This is a genomic window from Pectinatus haikarae (genome assembly GCF_050916305.1).
Classification (GTDB): domain Bacteria; phylum Bacillota; class Negativicutes; order Selenomonadales; family Selenomonadaceae; genus Pectinatus; species Pectinatus haikarae.
Window position 1 is genome coordinate 623,347 of the sequence record NZ_CP116940.1, and the last position, 23,384, is coordinate 646,730.

A 23,384-nucleotide genomic window follows, 5' to 3' on the forward strand; every position below is an offset into this window, starting at 1 on the left:
TCCTGTCAACTGCATTCTTTTAATTTCCGGCAACGAAAATAAAGTGTGGCCGTATAAATATCAGCCACACTCTTTATTACTCAATTTTGAAAGCCAAACTTTTTTGCGATTTTAGTATAACACGGAACTGCCACACCAAAACGTTCAGCCATTCGGACAACCTCGAAAACCAATCCATCGATCTCTGATTTGCCGCCTTTTTTCAAATCTTTTTGCATAGATGCCGTTGTTTCCGGTGTAAGTGCATCCATAATAGATAAGTTCTTATTCAAAAGAGCACTATCCAGATTAAGCCCCATCGCTCTGCCTACATCAAGTGTCTCACTCACGGCAGCAGAAAACTCACTGCGATACTCTCCGTTATTTTGCATAGCCTCAGCTGTAACATCATAATAAGCTCCTACAGCGGCCATTGGTGAAACAAAGGTAAACTTTCTATATGTATCCTCGGCAATATTTTGCGAAACAACAGGAGCGATACCCGCAGTAAGCAAATCGGCTGCGATTTTGTCAAGCTGGACACGCAAGCCTGTTTCCCCGCGTGTTCCGTAGACCACTCTGAAAATATCACTTCTTTGTGTTATCTCTCCGGGAGCAGAAACCCACGCAACAATATAGATACACCCTTCTAAAACATTTTTTCCAGGCAGTTTTTCAGCTAATACTTTACCCGTACCGAAAATATTCAATATAGGAATAATGATAGTATGCCTGTCCGCCGCTTTCTTTAGAAAAGGAACTACTTCATCAAGTGAATATCCCTTTACGCTGACAAAAACAACATCCGCCTTGCTCTTATATTCTTCGGTACTCATCGCCTTTATATTTTTTAAATGCATTTCGCCCTTTTTATCGGAATGTATAATAAGCCCATTTTCATTCATTGCCTGTAAGTGACGTCCGCGGGCAATAAATGTGACATCCTTGCCTGCCGCTGCCAAGAAGCCGCCTATACAGGCACCTGTTCCCCCGGCACCTAAAATGACATACTTCATAAGTCTACCCCCCACGAATAAAATCTTTTCAGCCTTCTTTCAGTATAAAACATCACCTGAATAAACATTCGCAGCCTATTGAAAGACATTATTTATTGATTATATTGTATAATATTATTATAACATATTGTAAAAAATAGAAAACAATTTTATTATAGTGTTATAAACTTTCCTGCAAAACGATCATATATTTTTGCAAAAACTGTACCATTGATAATCTGCTATGAAAAAGGTGATATTCCGCATGCCGCGCATAAAACTTGGCGATAAATTATTTACTTTTAAACAAGAGCGCCAAAAAAGAAAAACAATAACGATTGCTCTAAAAGCACACGGTAATATTTTAATAAAAACACCCCATAATACCACTGATGAAGAAGTATACAAAATTTTATACAGATATGCCGATTGGATAAAAAAAAAGGATCAGACTTATGAAGAGCTTTCCCTCAATGCCCCTATCAATGACAAATATATAACATACAAGGGCGCCCCCCTGTATATAGAACGCATTTTTGCAAGTACCCCGCCGCTCATAAAAGTAAGCGGAGAAAAAGTCATTGTAAAATATGAGGGCAGTATTTTTTTGCCATTAAGTGATATTTTTGTTCCCTGGTATAAGGAACAGGCCCGACTCCATCTTTCACAGCGAACTGCATTTTGGGCTGAGGAAATGCAGGTAGCTGTTTTACACATAACGATCCGTGATCAAAAAAGCCGCTGGGGCAGCTGTTCCGCCAGACACAACATTAATTATAACTGGCGTATAATGATGGCTCCTCCTGCGATAATTGATTATCTGGTTATCCACGAAACAGCCCATCTGCTGCAAATGAATCATTCCGCAAGCTTCTGGCAAATAGTCAAAAAGTATGATCCTTCATTTGAAGCGCATCGCCTTTGGCTCAAACAAAATGGCGATTCTCTGCTGAATGTTCTGCGTTTATGAGAAAAACAACGTACCTATTATATAGGAAGCAATTTTATAATAAGTACATTGTTTTTTTATTTAAAAAGCTCTATATATTTTTCCTGCAGCTCATGAACATCACTTATGACCTTATTTACATGTTTTGTTATGATCTCATACCCCAGCTCCTCATCAGCGTTTATTATTGATTTAACAATTTCCTCATGCTGACTAAATAAAAGCTCTATCTCGCTCTGCTTAGAAGACAAGTCAAGCACACGCGCCCGTATATAATTTAAATTTGCCTCCTGAATAATTTTCCATATATGTGGTTTTTCACAGCCGGTGAATATAATATCATGCATCATATTATCCAGCTTGAAAAATCTTTCATAATTCTTATTTGCCACACATAAACGCTGTTCCTCAAGGCATTCTATCAATTTCCTTTTAAATTCGTCCGGAAAATATCTGCATGCCAGCCTGATAACCGCCTGCTCCATAGTCACACGCAAAAAACGAAATTCAGCGATCTGTTCTGTATCTATCTTTGAAATATACGACCCACGCTGTGGTAATATTTCCAAGAGTCCTTCCTGCGCCAAACGAATAAAAGCCTCCCTGGCAGGAGTCCGGCTTATTGACAGGATATCTGAAATCTCCTTCTCTGATACAGCCGTCCCCGGTACCAAGGTCAGGTTCAATATATTTTCCCGTAAAACACGATATGCGTATTCCCGAACAGATTCTTTCTCTTTTGCTTCCGATATTTTTAAATCTATCATTAAGTTGCTCCGTTAGTATGTATTTTCTGCAAAGTCTTTAAACCGCATTCTATTAAATCATCAAAAAATTTTCCTATAAAACATATTATATGATGGTATACAATTAAGTCAAGCTCAGTAAATTACACCCATTCCAAATTTAACAAAAAATCTCGAATATTTATTATATTAAAATAAATATTCGAGACTCTTATAATATATGAATTTCTCTTTATCATTGTCCTTCTATAATAAAAAACTGCTATTTATCAATTCTGCTTTGCACCAAAAGTCTATATACGAACTTTATTAGGCCACAATGTATCATATGAATGTCCTGTCAATTCTTCAGCTACTTTTTTCGCCTCATTTTGCGCATCACTCTTATGTCCTCCATTTTCAAGGCGTGTCAATTCATTTTTTAAAACTTCATGAGTTTGTCTATTCAATTTAAAAGATCTAGAAAGAACCAATGCTCCCAAAATTAATACAACTGGCCCAATAAAAAAAATTAAGGAAATTCCAACTTGTACACCATGCGGAGTTGACGTAAAATCGAGCATTGTTTTAGAATCAAAACCGACTATTGCCAGCAAAATTCCTGCCATCCACGAAGCAACTGCACCCGTAGATTTGCGAAAAAAAGTCATAACTGCAGCATAAATACCAGCACGATCACCGCGTGTCATTATCCTATCCACATCTGGAATAAATGGAAATACATTCCATGGTGTAAATTCTAAAATACCGCGGGCTAACTGATAAAAAATTGAAACAACCACTAAAATTTCAATGGGGTTAGAAATATGCATAAACCATACCAGAACATAGCCAATCATTGTAACAAGAATGGTCGTATAACTTATAAAATAAAGATATTTTGGTCCATGCGTGATCATCAGTTTAGCCGCCGCTAAAGTAGACAAAATCCCGAATATTGACAATGCCTGCAGTGTCCATGGTAAATCATTTTTAGCTCCCTGTATACAGCATAGAATAAATGTTGGCAACATTGTAGAATAAAAATCTTTTCCTGTAAAAGATAGTAAATAAATGAGAAGATGTTGACGAAATGCCTTATTTTTAAAAGTAGAAAAAAAGTCAATGACCATCTGTTTCATAAATTGCTTAATTGTCAATGAAGGTCGGTTTTCAAGTTCTTTAATAAATTCAGGCGTGAGCGGACGCTCCCAAGTACTTCGATACGATATAAAAATTGCAACAACAAAAATAACTGTCCATATAATACCTGTCACCAAATAAGCATTTGGATTCTGCATATGCTTAAGCAATGCCAAAACAATAAAAACAATAGCCGTTCCTGTTGCAGAAATAAACATACGTGAACCGGATAAGATAGTCCTCAGCCTATAATCATTCGTCATTTCCGTAGGCAAAGTTTCCCACGAAATTAAAATCATCGCAATCGCTAATTCAATCGCAATATATACTATCAAATAATATCGCCAGTCATCAGATTTAATCCAAAACGCAGGAAAAATCAGAGCAAATATAATCCCACCAAGCAAAATAAAGAAATGTCGCCGCCCAAATTTTTTTCCTAGCTTAGTCTGATAAAAATTATCTGTAATACTACCAAAAAATAAAGAAAATAGTGCATCAAATATTCTTCCAATACCAGTAATAGCACCTGCAAGAATAGGGCCAATACCCTGACTCAAAACAAATGCAAAAATTACTCCTGAAACGATATTGTTCCATCCTCCCCCCATCAAGTCAGTTAACCCATAGGCTATCCCTCTTTTTATATTTATAGGTTTAGGTTGATAAACCCAATTGTTTTTTTCATTCATACATTTCCCTCCTTTTTAAATTATCGAATTAATCGGAAAAACAAAAATAATTATGTGCATTATTGTACGATATGGATTCTACAATTTTCCCTAAATAGTCATAATTTTCTTCCACTTGTCCTCGATCTACCCATTCTCCAATTAAATCACATAGCACACGTCTAAAATATTCATGACGCGGATACGAAAGAAAGCTTCTTGAATCGGTGAGCATGCCAACAAAATTTGCCAGCAAGCTTTGTTGTGCCATAATATTCAATTGACTGCGCATTCCTTCACGTGTATCGTTGAACCACCATGCACACCCAAGTTGCAACCGTTGAATACTTTCTCCTTGAAAATTTTGCATGCCTGTTGCCAAAGCCATCCAATCATTAGGATTTGTGGAATAGAGTATTGTCTGTGGAATAGCATTATCCTCAAATCCAGCATTTATAAGCTTTATTAATTCTCCAACTATATCTGCCTGTGAACCAACAGAATCGAACCCTGTATCTGGTCCTAGCCTACGGAACATTTCTTTATTAACGTTTCTTTTCACATTAATATGAAATTGCATTGTCCATTCATATTTTTTATTTAATTTCATTAGCAACTTAAGTAATGCCGTTTGATATCCTGCTATTTCCATCTCCGAAAGTTTTGAATTAACGTTGCAGGCTTTTGAAATTATTTCACTAACTTTCTCATCACTCAATTCTTCATAATGATAGCTATTTAGTCCATGATCCGACAAACGTCCACCTAATTTTTTAAAGAAAATTATTCTTTTTTCCACAGCTTCTTTAAGTGTCCCAAAATCCGATATTGTTACTCCTGATGCAACACTCAATTCAGATAAATATTTCCCATAATTTCCTTGGTTGATATTTAATAAATGATCGGGGCGCATGGCCGGAAAAACTTTAAAATTCTTTTCTTCTTTTGCCAAAAGTTCATGATAATGTAGATCCGAAGCTGGATCATCTGTAGTACAAAGAATTTTTACATTAGCTTTTTTTATAAGATTTCTTGGTTTAAATTCCTCAGTAGCCAATAATTCATTAGCCTGTTTCCATATTCTAGGTGCATTTTTAACAGTGAACGGTTCATTAATCCCAAAAAATCGTTTCAACTCTAAATTGGTCCATTCATAAAGCGGATTTCCTATCGCTTTCTCTATAGTCTTAGCCCAAGCCAAAAGTTTTTCATACTCATCGCCATCACCCGTTATTAATTTTTCAGGTATGCCATTAGCTCTTTCTAACCGCCATTTATAATGATCACCTAACAATCCATCACTCAACCAGATACGTGTTAAATTTGGATAATTTTTATTTTCATAAATATCTTTAGGATTCAAATGGCAGTGATAATCAATAATTGGCATTTTTTCAGCATAACTATGATACAATTTCCTTGCGGCAACACTAGTTAATAAAAAATCTTCATTCAACAATGACATTCTTTTCCCTCTTTTTACAAAACCATACTCGATAAATAATTACTTACATCCTTAATGTTAAATAAAGTTATGTCAACATCGTCCATTACCGGACATATTTTTTTAGAACATTTCTTACTGCATTTTTCCCTGAGATTAATTCACCAAAATATTTTTCCACTTTTTTGCCCAAATCAACCTCATAAAGATTAATGCCGAAAATATTTTTATTTGACAAAATTTCTGTCAATTTCCCTTTTGCTGTATCTGGTTCACCCACTTTTATGCCTGTCAAATTATCTTGTAGGTATTTGAGCAAGGGATCAGGACTGGGAGTGAAAACATTCCCTGCATCATCTATCCCTAATAAATACCTGCACCAGCCTGCTATGGCAAGCGGAATATATTCAAGTTCCGCCGCTTTTTTCCCGTGGGCTTTTATTGTTTCGCCAAAGCGAATACCCACTTTTTGAGAAGTATCAGATGCTATACGCTGCGGTGTATCAGGTACATTAGGATTATTGAAACGTTCTTTTATGACTTCATCAATGAACTTCTTCGGATTAAGAACTTTAGGATCTGTTACAACAGGCAGACCCTCTTTATATCCTATAAGCTCAATGAATTTTTTCAATTCCGCATCTTTCATTTCATCGGCTATCAGAGTATATCCCAGCAGACAACCGTATACAGCCAATGCCGTATGCAGCGGATTAAGGCAAGTGCACACCTTCATATGTTCAATTTTATCCACCGTATCTTTATCTGTAAAAATAACCCCTGCCTTTTCTAATGGAGGCCGCCCGTTGGGAAATTTATCTTCTATAACAAGATATTCCGTTTTTTCAGCATTAACGAATAATGAGCACTCACTTTTTTCCGTATGAATCGCATCGGCATTTTTAAAACCGCATTTTTTTAAATGTATGCGAACTTTCTCAGACGGTTGTGGTGTGATTTTATCAATCATACTCCAAGGAAACGCGACTTTATTCTTGTCATTGATATATGCAGAAAATCCTGAACAAATCAGTTTATTCTTTTCCCATGTTTCAGCAAAATGTAGTACTGCCTCTTTTATTTTATCGCCATTGTGTGAACAATTATCCAAGCTTAGAAAAGCTATCGGTTGTCCGCCGCCCTTATACCGTGTATAGAGTAAAGATGTTATGCACCCCATTGGACTTTGCGGATTTTCAGGGCCCTTCTTCATATCTTCTGCTGCATCTTCAAAATAATTTCCGTTATGGTCCTTTAATTTATATGCTTTTTCCGTAATTGTGAAACTTACTATCTGCAGCGACGGTGCCGCGATTATTTCTTTCAGACGCTGCCAGTCATCTTTTTCCGCTGAATCGCAAACAAGTGCTTCCGTTATATTGCCAATAATTTTTTTTGTAAAATCACCATTTGCGTGCATGGTCACCGCTACACTCAGGTTGTCATAAGGGCGATACAGTTTAGTTATTACTTCCTTATTATGAGTTGTAGCGACTATAATACCAGTTGCTGCCAGATTTCTTTCCAAAAGCTCCTGCTGCAGGCGGGCTATAAATGCACGAAATATATTTCCCCCGCCAAAATGCAGCCATTGCGGCTTTGATCCAGTTTTTTCAATAACCTCACTATCAGAAAAATTATACGTTTTTATACCTGCATCTTCCCATTGTTCTCGATATGCAGCAACATTTTTTCTATTTAACTGCAGCATACAAAACCTCCTTTACTTTCTCCCACATATGCGATTGATTGCATCCCATAATCCGCACAAATAATTCACACCTAAAGCTCTGTCAAACAACCCATATCCGGGCCGGCCTTTTTCATCCCAGATCATGCGCCCGTGGTCAGGGCGTATTGGTCCGTCAAAATCTATATCATATATAGCTTTCATAATCTCAAATATATCCAATGACCCATGTTTTGATTTATGCGCCACTTCATTGAACACCCATGGTTCATGCACCTGTATATTGCGCACATGCATAAAAGCGATCCTCTTTTGTCTGCCAAACTTGCGGATTATATGCGGAATATCATTTTTTAAATTAGATCCCAACGAACCGGTGCAAATGGTAAATCCATTGCTTTCACTATCCACCATAGCAGCTATTTTATCCAGATCTTTTTCATTTTTTACTATGCGCGGCAGTCCAAAAACGGAGATCGGCGGATCATCCGGATGTATAGCCATTTTTATACCGCAATTTTCTGCTTCCGGCACTACCGCCTGCAGAAAGTACTTCAGATTGTCCCGCAGATCATCCTCATCCATGCCATCATACTGATTGAACAGCTCTGTCAATTGTGCCAAACGCTCCGGTTCCCAGCCGGGCAAAACAAAGCCATTGCTGTTATCCAAAATTTCTTTTGCCATATCCTGTGGTTTTTTGCCTGCAATAAGATGATAATCGTAAGCCAATGCTGTAGATCCATCATATAACGGTTTTGCAAGATCCGTGCGTGTCCAGTCGAATACAGGCATGAAATTGTAGCAGACTACCTCAACTCCTGCCTTTGCAGCATTACGCAGTGATAAAATGTAATTTTCTATGTATTTATCACGACTGGGCAGACCCAATTTTATATCTTCATGCACATTGATACTTTCAATATCTTTAAAATATAAATTATTCTTTTCAGCCTGTCTTTTTATTTCCCGCAAGGGTTCCAGCGGCCACACTTCTCCCACCGGAATATCAAACAATGCCCCGACGATACCATCCATCCCCGGTATCTGACCAATCTGCTGTAAGCTTATTTGATCATCCTTTTCTCCATACCAACGAAAAGTAAATCGCATTTTCATGCCCCCATTTAATATTCTATAGATAAAAAATATTCTTAATTAAGTGTCTTTCATATAGGTATACTACCATACTAGTATTAATATTGCAAGGAAAAGATAAATACAAATAGAGAGGAATGCATTTTACATTCCTCTCTATCCGCTTTAATAACTTGTTACTTTACTAAATATCCACCATCAACAGGAATAATTGCCCCGCCTAAATAATCACTGGCCCGCGAACAAAGAAAATTGCATGGACCCTTCATATCTTCACCTGTTCCCCATCTGTGCGCCGGTATCCGATCCGTTATTTCCTTATACCGTGGATTATTTTTATCCAGCAAGGCCTCATTCATTTCTGTGGCCATATAACCAGGCGCAATAGCATTAATATTTATTCCTCTCGCCAGCCAATCGTTACTCATTTCTTTAGTCATTTGAGCGATTCCTCCTTTAGCTGCAGAATATGCCGGTACAGTTTGTCCTCCAAAAAAAGAAACCATTGATGCTATTGTGACTATTTTCCCATAACCTTTTTTCAGCATTATTTTAGCTGCTTCCTGGCAGAGAATAAACACCGAATTTAAATTTACATTAAGAACCTTGTCCCATTCTTCCACGGGAAATACTTCCGCACTATATCTGCGCTGAATGCCATGCGAAGTCACAAGAATATCCAATTCACCGGAAAGTTTTTCCACAGCCTGCCTAAAAACATTGTAAACTTCTTCTCGTTTTTCAAAATTACCCTTTACTCCGTGACATCTAAATCCATTCTTGCAGAATTTTTCAGCTACATCGTATACTTTATCTGATGTTCCTACGATAACCACCTCTGCTCCGGCCTGCATCAATCCTTCCGCCATACTGTAACCCAATCCTCTTGTACTGCCCGTCACAATTGCCTTTTTATTTTTTATATCAAATAAATTCATCTTCGTCACACCCATCAATAAAATTAATATTATATATAACATCCAATCTCGAATATTTTTAAGATTTTATTATTCATCAAAAAGTATTACCATTTTTTTAACAGAAGGATCAGGATGTTCCATATGATAGAAAACTTCCTGTATATTGCTGAATTTAATAAAATTAGTTGCTATTCCTTCTAAATCAAAATCACCATTTTCTATGTGTTTTATTGTCGGCTCAAACTGACAGCAGGACATTCTGGATCCTATAATATCTATTTCTCTTTGATTTATCATCGCCTGTGTAATGGATTCGGGTTCTGTGACAAATCCCATTGGAACGATTCGGCCGGCATTACATACAATCCCCGGCTGCATGACTAATGTCAGTGACCCCTTGAAGCATGCAGAATCAAAAGCTATTGTCACCCCACGTCCTTTGGTTATCGTTTGTATGCGTTCCAATAAATTCTCCCTTTTGGAATTTATTACATAGTCTGCACCGTATTTCTTTGCCCGTTCAAGTGAGCTGTCACTGACGTCGCAGCATATAACCGTTTTGCAGCCTTTAGCCTTACAGGTCTGCAAAATAATAGAACCTATCGTTCCTGTTCCCAGTATAAACACTACATCATCAGCCCCAGAACCTCTCACCCGTACACTTTCACATACATTTTTTCTCCCTATTTTACACTGATAACATTCACCGCATGTCATAATGAGATCCACTATTACATGATCACCCGTCTTTACTGTTGTCACTGCACTGCCCACCGCTGTCACAATACCGGCATTTTCATGTCCCGGTATACGCGGATATGTTGAACAGGGATTGGTTCCATGATAAATATGATGATCGCTGCCGCAAACACCTGCTGATTGCATTTTTATCAGTACATCATGTTTATTTTCAATTTTGGGCATTGGAACATCACGCACTTCTGCCTTATGCGGACCTGTCACAATAACTTCTTTCATTATCATTCACTCCTTAGTAATAAGTAAAATATTAACTTTTTTGTCAAAAATCTAAAAATTTTGTATAAATTGCAACTGATTTTTATTTATAATTGTTCGGGTATTTCTACAGGTTCCAATTTGTCCACTACAAAATGAAATATAATTGCGCCAAAGAAAGCCACCGCAGCAATATAATTCATTGCCATATGAAAATTATTCGAATTTTGCAGTAATGCTCCAAAAACAATAGGTGTAATAATTCCCGAAAAATTCCCGAATAAATTTAAAATACCGCCTACTGTTCCCATCATTTTTTTTGGCATGATATCACTCATCGCTACCCAGCCAAGATTTGATCCTGCATTTGCAAAAAAGGCCACTGATAAAATTCCTATTGCCACTAGGGGAGTATTCTCAAAGTAGTTTGCCGCGCATAATATTGACGACATTATCATGCCGATAGTCATTGGCCACTTTCTTGCAAAAGTTATAGTTTTGCCATGCTTCAACAGCATATCGCTGACCGTACCGCCAAGCAAGACGCCTCCCATCGCCATCATATAGGGAACACAGGCCATAAACCCTGCCTTATCTATAGACAGATTCAAACCTTTCTGCAGATATATTATGAACCATGTTAAAAAGAAATACAGCGTGGATGACGCCGCAAATTGTGCTACAAAGATTCCCCACACTCTCCTTTGCCTGATTACATAAAATATTTCACGCCAAGATACTTTTTGTGTGATTTTTTCCGCGGAATCTATTTCCGGATTATATCCGCCATTGTTTTTAATATATTCTAATTCTTGAAAATTTGCCTTTTTGCTGTCTTTGGGATCACGATAAAGAACATACCATATAGCTCCATAAATTATTGCGATTCCTCCTGAAAAGTAAAATACACAGGGCCAGCCCCATGTCGACACCATAATCGCAAGCAGTGGTGTAAAAACTGCCAGTCCGATATATTGCGCCGATGAATATGTGCTTATCGCCCTTGCTCTTTCCTTATTGGGAAACCACAAAGATGCAATTTTTGTGTTGCACGGATATGCCGGTCCTTCTGATATACCTATACAAATGCGGCAAAATATAAGAAATGCAAATGCGGCTCCCGCGCTGGCAAACATTTCGTGTGCACTGAACGCCATGATAAAGGTAAACAGCCCCCATACGCTTATAGCGATTCCATATAAAATACGTGCACCAATTTTATCTAATAGAACACCCACAGGAACCTGAGCCGCAGCATATGACCATGTAAATGCCGAAAACAGCACGCCAAGTTCTGTGGAACTCAGATCGAATTGTTTTTGGATCGCCGCTCCGGCTACAGAAAGATTCGCTCTGTCAGTATAATTTATAGCAACGGCTATAAAGAGCAGCGCTAATATGAATAGTCTCACTTTTGAAGGTCTTTGTCCTTTTGCTGTTATCATTTACTGTTCCTCTCATTTTATGGTGTCTGCAATGATCCATCTATATTTCTGGTCTGCGTCCATGTTGTTACTGCGTTTTCACAAGAATATTTTGCAGCTTCTTTCTCGTTAAGATCAATGCCCAGCCCCGGCTTATCATTGGCATAAACATATCCATTTTTAAATTCCGGCAATCCCGGAAAAACGTCCAAGAGGGCTCCATGCGGGCCTTTTAGTTTCTGAATTACAAAATTCGGCGGTTCTATCCCCGACCACTCCTGCACTCCAAAATTAGCGGCCGATAAGTCTATGTGTATATTTGCCGCATGTGCCAGCGGTGACATATCACCCGGACCATGCCATGCAGTTTTGACTCCGAATTGTTCTGCAAAAATCTGCAATTTTCTTGCCGGTGTAATACCGCCAATCTGACTGATATGAACACGTATATAATCGATAAGTCTTTCTGTGATAAGATATCTCCATTCCGCAGGATTATTAAAAAGTTCTCCCTGTGCCAGCGGAGTGACTGTTTGTTCACGCAGTCTTCTGTACCATTCCCCCTGTTCAAGAGGAATAGCATCTTCCACAAAGAACAACTTGTACGGTTCAAGTTCCTTAACCATTTGTACTGCCGCATGAGGAGATATGCGTTCATGTACATCATGCACCAGCTCGATCTCAAATCCCAGCCTGCTGCGAATCCCATCAAAAAGTTTGACAGTATCTCTCATATATTTTCTGCCGTCAAGATAAATTCCCGATGCAGCTCCGGCAGGTGCATATTCGGGAGCCGTATGATAACCTGCCCCACCGTAGCCACCGCATTGGCAGCGAATATAGCGTATGCCCATTTCTTGAAAACGTTCAATATTCTCACATATTTCACCGAGATCCTTGCCGTCTGCATGACGATATACAGGCACTGCTTCTCTGCATTTTCCCCCAAACAACTGATATAATGGCATATTTGCCATTTTTCCTTTTATATCCCATAGTGCCATATCGATACCGGAAATAGCATTATTCTCTATCGGCCCATTGCGCCAATAGCCATTCTGATGCATAAGCTGCCAAAGATCTTCAATATTTTCAGCACACCTGCCCGTTAACAACGGTTTCAAATATTCTTCAATAACGCATTTTACAGCCAAATGCCGATACGCAAATGTCGCACATCCAAGACCGTACAATCCATCCTGATTAGTTTCGACTTTGACCACCACGAGATTTATTCCTTCCGGTGCAGTCAAAATCACCTTGATGTCAGTAATAATTGTAGACATGTTCTTCCTCCAGTATTCCTGTATTTGTAAGTCGTCCTACAAGATGTCCCAAAAAGAAAACAGACCTAGTCTGTTTTCAAATTATCTATAGCCTGCCGTATATGCGCTTTCATAATATGTTTAGCCTTTTTTGCGTCTTTACACCGTATAGCTTCCAGAAGCAACGTATGAAAATACACTCCATCTTTATAACCGAAGAGGTCATTAAGTTGTTTATGATTTTTGGCTGTTCTCTCTAAAACATCACTTAATGCCATCTCCAGAATCTTATTTCCTGATGCCCTGCAGATTTCCTTGTGAAAAAGCATATCCTGTCGCACAAATTCATCTGATTTGTTGATATTTTTTTTCATTTTTTCGAGACATTCTTCCAGATTTTTCAGATTTACCATTTTCGCATTATTTGCAGCTAAATAGGCGCTTTCTTTTTCGATAATTTCTCTAAACTGCAGTACCTGGCATATATTATCGTAATCGGCATCATTAAGTGTATTGACTGTGCCTATTATACCGCTTATATCATTACGCTTTACAAAAGTCCCCTTGCCATGCTGACTTTCTAAAACTTCCAGTGCTATGCACTGCTGTATGGCCAGCCGTATACTGGACCTGCTGACTGCCAAAAGCTCCGTCAATCTGTTTTCTGATGGGATCTTTGAACCGATCGGCCAAGTACCACTTTCGATATTTTTCTTCAGATACTCGAACACCTGCTGTGTAACATTTGTCTTTACGATATGCATTATATATTCCTCAATCTTTTAACTTGTAAGTCGACTTTCAAGTTAAAAATATTTTAACATATAACTTTCATAAATGCAATCATATATATTGATTCATTCATGAAAAATTTATACAACAAATTCTTTTTTATATTATCTTCAACTAAAAGCCCCGGATATTATATTATTATGCGTTTTTCAATATTTGCATCATTTATTCAAAATATCAGGTCTCAGCATTTTAGCACGGCGCAGATAAATATGCCTTATTTCGTCCTGCGGTTTATCAGTATCGACCAGCAGTAAAACCCTGATGCATTTTTCTATGCTCCCATCCACAGTCATTTGCTGTGCATCAAAAAGCGGCACCAGATCCCACCCTTTCATTTTGCGTGCGGCAGCTGCCGGAAAAACTGCATCTATATCATTCGTGGCCGAAAAGATAGCTGCTCCTATATCTTTCGCAGCAAGTTCATTTTCGGAAATAATAGCCTTCAGCATTTCCTGTACTGCATTACAAATTTCCACACTATCATTTTTCTCTACAGTTATCGCACCGCGTATTCCGCGCAAACGAATCTCCCCTTTCAAAATTGTACAGCATAATTTTCTGTGTATAATAAAACAATTGCTAATTTAGCTTAATTCAGAAATTTTTCTCACTCGAAAATTCTACACCTTTTACACCGGTATTTGCAATCCCCTGTGTCTGTTAAAATAACAGTATACCTCTTCATTCCTCTGCCCGCGAACAATTTTGAGCTCTATTCCTGTTCTGTTCAAATAATTTCATCATCGATGCCGCCAGATGCTTATCAACAAACGGGCGCATAAAAGCAATGCGGACAAATATCCCAAAATCCCCAGAAAAGGTATCTCCAAAAATTTAGGTGTCATATTAGTAGTACAGATTATCGACGATCCCAATAAAAGGGCCGCACTTATTATGCCGATGATAAGTTTATTGATCATTTTATCTATGCGTTTCAATGGTTCTTCTGATCCTGTCAGGTCCAGATTGACTTTCGTCTGCCCGCTCATAGTCATTTTGATCATATCGGATAACTGCTCCGGCAGCTGCATTGATCTGTATATCAGCGAATATCCTTCCTGGCGCATCTTTTTCAATTCATTACGCCAATTAAAATTTTTAGAGAATTCACTTTGCATCTGATCCTTCAATATATCTACAAAATTTATATCAGGACAGGTAATCTGCATAATACCGTCAATGGTCATAATACCTCTTGCAAACATGCTCAGGCCCGGTATGATACCCATATTATGACGGCGTAAGACAGCTATGATGTCATGTGATAATCTGCCGAGATTAAGTTCCTCAAAACGCAGATCACTGTAGCGCAGCATCAATATATCTATATCTTCATACAGCTTTATATGATCTATTTTCCCCTTAGGCACACCTAATGACAATATAGCTGATTTCATAGCAAATGTATCGTTATGCACTAACGCATAAATGGCTTTTTTCAAAGCATTTCTTTCCTGTTGAGAGAGACGCCCCATCATACCAAGGTCCAGCCATATTATTTTTCCGCCGCGCACCCAGACATTGCCGGAATGCGGGTCGGCATGAAAATAACCGTCCTTTATTATTTGCTTTATATAATTTTTCCCAAGATTGCGGCCTAAAGCCTCTACATCATAACCGGCCTGCTTCAGTTTATCTATTTCATCTATACGTATGCCATCCACATATTCCATAACAAGGATACGGGCTGTTGTCAGTTTCCTGTAAACTTGAGGACATTCAACGTTTGAATCGTCGCTGTTCAGATGACGAAATTCGTCGATGTGATCAGCTTCCATCATAAAATCCATTTCCTGTTTGGTAATTGTCCACATTTCATCAAGAACTGCTGTAAAATCAACTACATCACGTGATTTACTGAAAATTTGCAGCAACGCGACCGTTCTTTTCAACAGCATGATATCCTGCGCCATTATTTCATATATTCCCGGACGCTGTACCTTTATAACAACTTTTTCTCCGGTCTTAAGCACGGCGTGATGGACTTGAGCTATTGACGCCGATCCCAATGCTTTTTCATCAATCTGCGCAAAAACATTATTCCATTTCTGCGCATACTCCTGCTCGATCACCTCTTTTATGATCTCAAAGGGAAGGGGATTAGCTCGCGTCTGCAGCTTGCTCAGCTCATATATGTATTCTCCCGGCAGAAAATCAGGCCGCATGGATATAACCTGTCCCAGTTTTACAAAGGTAGGCCCCAGCGCTTCGAGGATCAGCCGCATACGTACGGGATTCATTCCGCGCACAGCATCATATTTACGCAGCACCGACAGCATTTGACGCAGCCGAAGAGATGAACTTATATAACCATATTTATTGCTTGTCAATATATTTTTCAGCATCATGTTATTCCCGCCCGCTTCAATAAAAACTCTTTAATCCAAAATTTCTTTAGAAATCCACGCACCGGCTGCCATATGATTTAATGGGCCGTTTCCCTTTCCCAGATCCAGTCCTGCGTTCAACAGTAAATTGATATATTTTTTTGCATATTTTACACTTTCATATATATTGAACCCATTTGCCATATTGCAGGCTATAGCCGAGGAGAGCGTGCATCCCGTTCCGTGCGTATTGGCAGTATTGATTTTTGTTCCATTATAAACATACGTAACTGTCTGGTCTCTTAATACATCAGCGGCATCATCTGCCAAATGCCCACCCTTTATCAATACTGCGGCTTCGCGGTCACAATTTTTATAAATTTCCGCAAAAATTTTCTTTGCGGCCTGCTCCATTTCTTCCTCGGACCGGGGAACGATACCGCACAATATACCGGTCTCAAATATATTAGGAGTTATAACATCGGCCATTGGCAAAAGTTCCTGTTTTAACGCCTCCACCGCATCCTTTTCCAAAAGGCTGCTGCCGGAAGTAGCTGCCATGACAGGATCTACCACTATATTTTTTGCATTATATTCACTCAGTTTTGCCGCAATGATTTTTATAATATCCGCATTAGCTACCATTCCTATTTTTACCGCATCAGGAGGAATATCTGAAAATACGGCGTCCAGCTGTGCTGCCACAAAATCTTTTTCTGCTTCCATTATTTTACTTACGCCTGTAGTATTCTGGGCAGTCAATGCCGTTATGACACTCATAGCATACATTCTGTGTGCCGTTATTGTTTTTATGTCAGCCTGTATCCCTGCTCCGCCGCTGCAATCAGAACCAGCAATCGTTAGAATTTTTTTCATAATTACCCATCCGTTATTCATAATAGTCTCATACCAAAACAGCGGCATCATCGGTCGGCCTCTGTTTCCTTTATTTATCGATATACATAGTATATATTATATTATTTACTGTATCATAGCAATTGTTTGCCCTATTTATTTTGCCAATTAAATACGTTATAATAACCCCAGCGGTTAATATTAAAATCTACAGCCTTGTACAGCTGCATTGAGTATATACATTTTTGAAAAATAAAAAGGGATGAAATCTTATTATGCCTATAAAACTTATTGTCACCGATCTGGACGGAACATTGTTAAATGAAGAAAAATTAGTAAGCAGAGCCAACATAGAGGCCTTTCATATTGCCCGCAAAAATGGTATTGCGGCTTCTATCGCTACCGGGCGGATGCATCTTGCCGCTGCCTTTTTTGGCAGAGAAATCGGCGCTCAGGTTCCTGTAATATCCTGTAATGGTGCCATGATACGCAGTATTGATACCGATGAAAAAATATATGAAAAATACATTGATGATGATGCCGCGGCTGAAATATTGGCCTTTCTTATTAAAAATAACATTTATTGCAGCTGGTATATAGGAAAAAATCGATTTGCTCCATATTTTTCCTGGGATATGTTTTCCGGTTACCATACTGTGAAAAATTTTGATCTTATTGAGGTAGGCAATAATTATAAAGCTTACACCAAAAATGTCACTCAAATAGTTTTAAGAAGCAGCACAGACAGACTTCCCGCATACATAATCCGGCATTTGCAGGAATATTTTTCCGGCGCTGTGAAATTACAGCAAAATACCGGCTATACTATTGATGTAACGCCTCCTGATATTAACAAGGCTGTCGGCTTAAAATATCTTGCAGATTACCTCGGTATAGCAAAGGAAGATATTCTCGTATTCGGCGACGGAGACAATGATATTGCCATGCTGGAATACGCCGGTATATCCATAGCGACGGCAAATGCTATCCCTGCAGCAAAAAAAGCCGCTTCCTTCATCACTGATGATTGTAATAACGACGGTGTGGCAAAAGGCATAAGCAAAGTACTGTCGGCTGCTTTCCCAAAGTAAATACGCAAAACAAAAACTGCTGATAATCCCCATCAGCAGTTTTTGTTTTGCGATAATTATTAATTTATCATAATCAATTTAATTCTTCCAGTTGTGCACAAACCTTATCGGCTACCACTTCCAATTTTCCGCAGTCAAATAATAACTGGAGAACCCCGTATCGATTACGCAGTTCCTTTGCATAGATCAAGGCATTTCTAAGCAATTCATGTGATATTCCCACATGCTGCGGCAAATATGGTTCATGAATCTTTTTCATGCGATTTATCATTACATCCACATCCGGCAGAGTTTTTATCAAATCTATAATTTCTGCTTTGTGTGCAAGAACGCTTTTCATGCGCTGCGCGGATTTATCATCGCAGTTTTTGCCGACTTCATTTTCCAGCTTCAATACTCCGTTGGCAGCAGGCCCGTAAACTTCTTTGATTTTGGATTCCCATGCAGCTTTATCAAAAGATTTTTTAACAAAATCCGTTTCTTTCTCCAATATTGCCAATGCTTCTTTATATATATGCAAGGCAGCGACAGTTGCTATCCCTACAAGCGTTCCATGCAGAAGTTCATGATGGCCTTGCTGCAGAAACATCATTTCCCAAAAATGTGCTATTTGATGTTCGCAGCCTGAAGCGGGACGGGAATTGCCGCAGTAGCTTATTCCGGTTCCTGCCCATACCAGCCCTTCCATTACTGAAATAATGGCATCCTTATCTCTTTGCGCTATCCCGTTATCCGCAGCTCCTGCTGTTTTATTTACAGCATTATACATGATATCCACAATGCTTGGGCAATAATATTCATCATTTACGATATGAGCCAGCTTCCATTCAACAAGACATACATACTTACCGAAAACATCACCTGTTCCCGCTGTTATCATATGTTCGGGTGCATTTTTCAAGATATCGACATCACCTATGACAGCCCAGGGGAACCCAAGTTTTTCATAGGTCACTTTCATATCATCTACGATCAGCGGAGATACGGCAGATGCGTAACCGTCCATTGAAGGTGCTGTAGCTACGATAACATACGGACATTTCAGTTTTTGTGACACAAACCGTATCAAATCATTGATAACGCCTGAACCAACGGCTATTATAAAATCACAGTCATATGGTATATGTGTAAATATTCTTCCAATATTAAGCTCATTGGGGACTAATTCATCATCCTGAAAAATGAATTCCGAATAATCCGCCTTGGCGTTTTTCAGTGCTTTATATACCTTTTCCCCTGCGACTTTGATCGTATTTTTATCAGCTACTATGCATATGCTTTTATACTGTTTTTCCCCGACATATCCGGCTAATTTTTCTATGACATCCTGTCCTATTTCCACATGGGCTATATCACACTCATGATCGCGCCCGCATGCACAACTTATTTTTTTATTCAAATGTTCATTCCAATTTACCATATTCATACTCCTCACATAATAAAATCCATAAACAGACCTTCGCCAAATTTTGTGTATTTTTCCGGCGGTTTTAAGGACGGAATACAATCTTCCCGTCAGTATACTTATCCGCAGCCGCTGCAAAAACTTCCGGTCCTTCTGATAAGGGAACGTTCCTGCTTATCAAAGGGGCCGTCTTTAAAATCCCTTTCCCCAAGAAATGCACGCACGTTTCCCATTCCCTGCCCGGGAACGGTCCCGATATCGCATTCCATGTGCCATGCACAGAAAGTTCATTGCGCACTATTCTTTCGAAGTGAAAACGGTTTATCAGCACATCACTATATGGTATGCCCATATAGATTACTGCTCCGCCTTTTCCCGGCAGTGCGAGTACTTGCGCGGAGGTTTCAGCCGTCCCTGCTGCCTCGACAGCAAAGTCGACACCTTTTCCTCCTGTCATTTCGCAAACGGCATCATAGGGATCTTTCCCCGCAGTATTGATAATAATGTCCGCTCCCACTTTCAGGGCAGTCTGCAATCTGTTTTGATTTACATCAATGGCAATTATTTTCTCAGCCCCGGATATGGCTGCCCATTGCACTGCCATAGTACCAACTGTCCCGCAGCCCAAAACAGCTGCTGTACTTCCCGGCTGTATTCCTCCTGCATTATAAATGCCATGCAGGGCAACACATGACGGTTCTATAAGTGCCGCCTCCGCATAATCGACAGTGTCAGGCAGCGCGACTACATTATTCTCCGGCAGGACTATATATTCCGCAAAGGCACCCTGCCTGTATGCTCCGATAACAGATAATTCCTCGCACTGCGCATACCTGCCTTTTTTGCACGGATCGCATTTTTCGCAGCATAAAGCAGGACATGCCGTAACTTTTTGACCCTTTGTATATTTTGTAACAGCCCTGCCTACCTCTGTTATTTGTCCGGAAAATTCATGGCCCCATACCATCCCTTTAACATACGGGCCCAGTTGTGAATAGCGATGAATATCCGAACCGCATATTCCTACGGCTTTTACTTTTATTTTTACATCGCAGTCATTTTTAATCTGCGGCTCGTCAACATTTTCAAATCTGATATCACGAACTCCATACAGGCATAATGCTTTCATAATTTCCCTCATCTTTATATTTTAAAAATATTTTTTCTGACAGACATTATTACATTCCCGTATATTACTTTTACCGGTCTCACCCCTGCATCGTTTCAAGCTGTATAGGGGCGAGCAATTTTTCTATATTCTGCTGGATGCTGCCTTCCTTCAAAAATAAACCTGAAGTGCCTCCGGTGAATATCGTTGCCCCCGCCTGCGCCAACATTTTTATTGTTTCTTTATTAACATTTCCGTCAGCTTGAATACGTGTATCCAAGCCGGCATTTTTTAACATGTCATGCATAGTCTTTATATGCTCAATTGATTCTTGTTTTATTTTCTGTCCGGAAAAGCCTGGATTTACCGTTAGTTTAAGCACCCATGCACATTGTCCGGCCAATTCAGAAAAATCCTCTTTTGGTGCTGTATCAGCCTTATATGCCAGCACAGGCTGCATGCCCCTCGCCCTTATTTTTGCAAAAATCTCATGCGGTTTTTTCATGGCTTCATAGTGTACTGCTATATAGTCTGCGCCTTTATCCGCAAAAACTTCTATATATGGTTCTATATCATATACTGCCAGATGGACTTCAACAGGCAATTTTGTGTTATTTTTTATATACTGGCAGAGTAAGTCCCCCAATATATAGCACTTATTGAATTTACCGTCTACCACATCATAATGAAAAAAAGAAACCGAACTGTTTTCGACAGCTTTTATATGTGCGTGCATATGACCCAAGTCCATGCAGGAAACTGATGCCGACACAGCCGGCATAGGTAAATTTATCTCCATCAACTTCCCCCTCCTCCGATTTTTTCATAAGCATTATATATGAAACGCCTGTGATCCGAATATTATACGGATACAGGCGTTTTTATCATGCTCATCACTTAACGGCGGTTCTCATAATCCATCATAGCCTGTACCCTTTTTGCATATTTACCGCCAAGATGTTCCGTGGCAAGCCATTTTTGAGCAAATTCCCAAGCCATATAATTTGATATTATTCTTGCGCCCATACATAAAACATTTGCGTCATTATGAGCCCTTGTCATTTCTGCCGAAAAGAGGTCTGAAACAAGTGAAGCACGTATGCCTTTTACTTTATTCGCCATCATCGACATACCTATTCCCGTTCCGCAAATCAGTATCCCTCTTTTTTGGGGATCTGCAGCCACCGCTTCACCGACAGCAGCGGCATAGATTCCCGCATCTACAGATGATTCATCATAGGTGCCTTTATCTTCAACAGCATATTCTGCTTCTTCCAGTTTTTTTATGATGAATTTTTTCATCTGAAACCCGGCATGATCACTGCCGATCACTATAGTTGATTTCAAAATATACACCTCATTTAACTGCTGTTACAATTTCTGTCTGACTGGAATAATTTCAAGCAAGCGGTTTAAAAATAACTTTGATCGCTTCGCCGCTTTTTATCAAGTCGTAAGCTTTATCCCATTCATCTATATTAAGCTCGTGCGTTATCATTTTAGCCGAATTAATGGCACCCTTGCTCATTAATTCCAATGTGGGTTCCCAATCATGCGTATTTTGGCTTCTTGTCCCTGTAACATATAGTTCTTTTTGAATAATTTTTGAGAAATCCACATCCACCACATCTTTTGCAAAAAGACCGACCTGCACATACTGCCCTTGTTTACGCAGCAAATCCATTCCTAAATGCATTGAGGGAACTGCACCGGTACAATCGAAGCAAACATCCGCACCATATCCGTCCGTAAGATCTTTAACCAGTTCCTCTGCGCTTTCTGTCTGAACATCGACAATATAATCCATACTAAATTTTTCTTTGGCAACATCAAGGCGTTCTTTATCTTTAGTAAGTCCGGTCATTACAACGATTCCGCCATATGATTTTACTATCTGCGCAACCAAAAGTCCGATCGGCCCCGGTCCCAGCACCAAAACGATATCGCCTTTATTTATTTTCGCACGACTGACTCCATGATATGCGCATGCTGCCGCTTCTGTTATAGAAGCATCTCTGCAGCTTACATTATCAGGCAGCCGATGTACACTGGCCGCACGTGCGAGCACATAATTTGCAAATGCACCGTCCTGCTGTGTCCCGAGCCCTTTGCGCGAATCGCAGAGATTATACTGTTTTTCTTTGCAGTATTTGCATTCGCCGCAAATTACAAACGTCGTTTCCGATGTCACTCGGTCACCTACTTTGAATTCGGTTACGCCTTCACCTACTTCGGCAATCGTACCGGCAAATTCGTGGCCCAGTGTCAAATCAGAAGCATTGTAATTGTAATGTCCTTCGAAAGTATGAATATCACTGCCGCATACACCTGCGTATTCTACTCGAATTTTTACCTGTCCTGCACCTGCTGCGGGTTCCTTTTTATCAATAATTTCGAAATGGCCGCCGCCCGGCTGTGTTTTTACCAGAGCTTTCATACTATTATCTCCTCCATAGACTTTTCATAGCCTTAATATTTTCCGGCATATCTTGCCCATAAATGTATTTTATAAGCAAGATATGCCGGCGCTGCCGCTTTTGCCA

At 39.3% G+C, this 23,384-nt stretch carries 21 protein-coding genes; 2 read left to right on the top strand and 19 right to left on the bottom strand.

The window, feature by feature from the left end:
- Positions 1-80: 80 nt before the first annotated feature.
- On the bottom strand, positions 81-995 hold the full coding sequence (locus NXG61_RS03100) for a ketopantoate reductase family protein (protein WP_307224133.1): 915 nt from the start codon (positions 993-995) through the stop codon (positions 81-83).
- Positions 996-1,239: 244 nt separating this feature from the next.
- Here NXG61_RS03100 and NXG61_RS03105 point away from each other — a divergent pair, with 244 nt between their 5' ends.
- Positions 1,240-1,944 carry a M48 family metallopeptidase gene (locus NXG61_RS03105; protein WP_196604261.1) on the top strand — a complete coding sequence of 235 codons (705 nt, stop codon included), beginning with the start codon at positions 1,240-1,242 and terminating at the stop codon, positions 1,942-1,944.
- Between the two features lie 56 nt (positions 1,945-2,000).
- Here NXG61_RS03105 and NXG61_RS03110 read toward each other — a convergent pair whose 3' ends face one another.
- The 13 genes from NXG61_RS03110 to thiD all read right to left on the bottom strand — a co-directional run bounded on the left by NXG61_RS03110 (position 2,001) and on the right by thiD (position 17,258).
- Positions 2,001-2,690 (bottom strand): GntR family transcriptional regulator, encoded by a 690-nt coding sequence (locus NXG61_RS03110; protein ID WP_196604260.1) that lies wholly within the window; start codon positions 2,688-2,690, stop codon positions 2,001-2,003.
- A 272-nt stretch (positions 2,691-2,962) separates the two neighbouring features.
- Complete coding sequence (locus NXG61_RS03115) at positions 2,963-4,483, bottom strand: MFS transporter (RefSeq protein ID WP_307224130.1); 1,521 nt, start codon at positions 4,481-4,483, stop codon at positions 2,963-2,965.
- A 28-nt stretch (positions 4,484-4,511) separates the two neighbouring features.
- A complete protein-coding gene (gene uxaC, locus NXG61_RS03120) occupies positions 4,512-5,927 on the bottom strand; it encodes a glucuronate isomerase (RefSeq protein ID WP_307224128.1) in 1,416 nt (471 codons plus the stop codon).
- An 85-nt stretch (positions 5,928-6,012) separates the two neighbouring features.
- On the bottom strand, positions 6,013-7,617 hold the full coding sequence (locus NXG61_RS03125; RefSeq protein ID WP_307224126.1) for a mannitol dehydrogenase family protein: 1,605 nt from the start codon (positions 7,615-7,617) through the stop codon (positions 6,013-6,015).
- A 12-nt stretch (positions 7,618-7,629) separates the two neighbouring features.
- Entirely contained in the window at positions 7,630-8,709 is a 1,080-nt protein-coding gene (uxuA, locus tag NXG61_RS03130; protein WP_307224125.1) for a mannonate dehydratase, read from the bottom strand.
- A 161-nt stretch (positions 8,710-8,870) separates the two neighbouring features.
- A complete protein-coding gene (locus tag NXG61_RS03135) occupies positions 8,871-9,632 on the bottom strand; it encodes an SDR family oxidoreductase (protein WP_196604256.1) in 762 nt (253 codons plus the stop codon).
- 69 nt (positions 9,633-9,701) lie between these two features.
- Complete coding sequence (locus NXG61_RS03140) at positions 9,702-10,592, bottom strand: zinc-dependent alcohol dehydrogenase (protein ID WP_307224123.1); 891 nt, start codon at positions 10,590-10,592, stop codon at positions 9,702-9,704.
- An 86-nt stretch (positions 10,593-10,678) separates the two neighbouring features.
- Positions 10,679-12,016: an MFS transporter gene (locus NXG61_RS03145; protein WP_196604254.1), complete on the bottom strand. Its 1,338-nt coding sequence runs from the start codon at positions 12,014-12,016 to the stop codon at positions 10,679-10,681.
- A gap of 17 nt (positions 12,017-12,033) precedes the next feature.
- A complete protein-coding gene (locus NXG61_RS03150) occupies positions 12,034-13,281 on the bottom strand; it encodes an enolase C-terminal domain-like protein (protein WP_196604253.1) in 1,248 nt (415 codons plus the stop codon).
- A gap of 65 nt (positions 13,282-13,346) precedes the next feature.
- A complete protein-coding gene (locus tag NXG61_RS03155; RefSeq protein WP_196604252.1) occupies positions 13,347-14,024 on the bottom strand; it encodes a FadR/GntR family transcriptional regulator in 678 nt (225 codons plus the stop codon).
- 189 nt (positions 14,025-14,213) lie between these two features.
- The gene (gene aroH / locus NXG61_RS03160; protein WP_307224121.1) at positions 14,214-14,576 is read right to left on the bottom strand and encodes a chorismate mutase; all 363 of its coding nucleotides are present in this window, start codon (positions 14,574-14,576) and stop codon (positions 14,214-14,216) included.
- A gap of 219 nt (positions 14,577-14,795) precedes the next feature.
- Positions 14,796-16,400 (bottom strand): ABC1 kinase family protein, encoded by a 1,605-nt coding sequence (locus NXG61_RS03165; RefSeq protein ID WP_196604486.1) that lies wholly within the window; start codon positions 16,398-16,400, stop codon positions 14,796-14,798.
- Between the two features lie 33 nt (positions 16,401-16,433).
- Complete coding sequence (gene thiD, locus NXG61_RS03170; protein WP_307224119.1) at positions 16,434-17,258, bottom strand: bifunctional hydroxymethylpyrimidine kinase/phosphomethylpyrimidine kinase; 825 nt, start codon at positions 17,256-17,258, stop codon at positions 16,434-16,436.
- Between the two features lie 254 nt (positions 17,259-17,512).
- On the opposite strand from thiD, the gene NXG61_RS03175 reads away from it, so the two are divergent.
- On the top strand, positions 17,513-18,328 hold the full coding sequence (locus NXG61_RS03175) for a Cof-type HAD-IIB family hydrolase (RefSeq protein WP_307224117.1): 816 nt from the start codon (positions 17,513-17,515) through the stop codon (positions 18,326-18,328).
- 73 nt (positions 18,329-18,401) lie between these two features.
- Here NXG61_RS03175 and NXG61_RS03180 read toward each other — a convergent pair whose 3' ends face one another.
- The 5 genes from NXG61_RS03180 to NXG61_RS03200 form a co-directional block, all read right to left on the bottom strand.
- Positions 18,402-19,748, bottom strand: a complete 1,347-nt coding sequence (locus NXG61_RS03180; protein WP_307224115.1) for a sn-glycerol-1-phosphate dehydrogenase — start codon at positions 19,746-19,748, stop codon at positions 18,402-18,404.
- Positions 19,749-19,818: 70 nt separating this feature from the next.
- Entirely contained in the window at positions 19,819-20,862 is a 1,044-nt protein-coding gene (locus tag NXG61_RS03185; RefSeq protein ID WP_307224113.1) for a galactitol-1-phosphate 5-dehydrogenase, read from the bottom strand.
- A 79-nt stretch (positions 20,863-20,941) separates the two neighbouring features.
- The gene (locus tag NXG61_RS03190) at positions 20,942-21,640 is read right to left on the bottom strand and encodes a ribulose-phosphate 3-epimerase (RefSeq protein ID WP_231038531.1); all 699 of its coding nucleotides are present in this window, start codon (positions 21,638-21,640) and stop codon (positions 20,942-20,944) included.
- 98 nt (positions 21,641-21,738) lie between these two features.
- Positions 21,739-22,188, bottom strand: coding sequence for a ribose 5-phosphate isomerase B (rpiB, locus tag NXG61_RS03195; protein WP_196604245.1), 450 nt, complete (start codon positions 22,186-22,188; stop codon positions 21,739-21,741).
- A gap of 52 nt (positions 22,189-22,240) precedes the next feature.
- The gene (locus tag NXG61_RS03200; RefSeq protein ID WP_307224111.1) at positions 22,241-23,278 is read right to left on the bottom strand and encodes a zinc-binding dehydrogenase; all 1,038 of its coding nucleotides are present in this window, start codon (positions 23,276-23,278) and stop codon (positions 22,241-22,243) included.
- Positions 23,279-23,384 lie beyond the last annotated feature (106 nt).

Bases quoted from the DNA above. Each gene is read 5' to 3' on its own strand.
- uxaC (WP_307224128.1), bottom strand. From the start codon at position 5,927: ATGTCATTGTTGAATGAAGATTTTTTATTAACTAGTGTTGCCGCAAGG.
- NXG61_RS03185 (WP_307224113.1), bottom strand. From the start codon at position 20,862: ATGAAAGCATTATGCCTGTATGGAGTTCGTGATATCAGATTTGAAAAT.
- NXG61_RS03140 (WP_307224123.1), bottom strand. From the start codon at position 10,592: ATGAAAGAAGTTATTGTGACAGGTCCGCATAAGGCAGAAGTGCGTGAT.
- NXG61_RS03180 (WP_307224115.1), bottom strand. From the start codon at position 19,748: ATGGTAAATTGGAATGAACATTTGAATAAAAAAATAAGTTGTGCATGC.
- NXG61_RS03190 (WP_231038531.1), bottom strand. From the start codon at position 21,640: ATGGAGATAAATTTACCTATGCCGGCTGTGTCGGCATCAGTTTCCTGC.
- NXG61_RS03100 (WP_307224133.1), bottom strand. From the start codon at position 995: ATGAAGTATGTCATTTTAGGTGCCGGGGGAACAGGTGCCTGTATAGGC.
- NXG61_RS03175 (WP_307224117.1), top strand. From the start codon at position 17,513: ATGCCTATAAAACTTATTGTCACCGATCTGGACGGAACATTGTTAAAT.
- thiD (WP_307224119.1), bottom strand. From the start codon at position 17,258: ATGAAAAAAATTCTAACGATTGCTGGTTCTGATTGCAGCGGCGGAGCA.
- NXG61_RS03105 (WP_196604261.1), top strand. From the start codon at position 1,240: ATGCCGCGCATAAAACTTGGCGATAAATTATTTACTTTTAAACAAGAG.
- NXG61_RS03135 (WP_196604256.1), bottom strand. From the start codon at position 9,632: ATGAATTTATTTGATATAAAAAATAAAAAGGCAATTGTGACGGGCAGT.
- uxuA (WP_307224125.1), bottom strand. From the start codon at position 8,709: ATGCGATTTACTTTTCGTTGGTATGGAGAAAAGGATGATCAAATAAGC.
- NXG61_RS03155 (WP_196604252.1), bottom strand. From the start codon at position 14,024: ATGCATATCGTAAAGACAAATGTTACACAGCAGGTGTTCGAGTATCTG.
- NXG61_RS03150 (WP_196604253.1), bottom strand. From the start codon at position 13,281: ATGTCTACAATTATTACTGACATCAAGGTGATTTTGACTGCACCGGAA.
- NXG61_RS03115 (WP_307224130.1), bottom strand. From the start codon at position 4,483: ATGAATGAAAAAAACAATTGGGTTTATCAACCTAAACCTATAAATATA.
- NXG61_RS03125 (WP_307224126.1), bottom strand. From the start codon at position 7,617: ATGCTGCAGTTAAATAGAAAAAATGTTGCTGCATATCGAGAACAATGG.
- NXG61_RS03110 (WP_196604260.1), bottom strand. From the start codon at position 2,690: ATGATAGATTTAAAAATATCGGAAGCAAAAGAGAAAGAATCTGTTCGG.
- NXG61_RS03200 (WP_307224111.1), bottom strand. From the start codon at position 23,278: ATGAAAGCTCTGGTAAAAACACAGCCGGGCGGCGGCCATTTCGAAATT.
- NXG61_RS03145 (WP_196604254.1), bottom strand. From the start codon at position 12,016: ATGATAACAGCAAAAGGACAAAGACCTTCAAAAGTGAGACTATTCATA.
- NXG61_RS03165 (WP_196604486.1), bottom strand. From the start codon at position 16,400: ATGCTGAAAAATATATTGACAAGCAATAAATATGGTTATATAAGTTCA.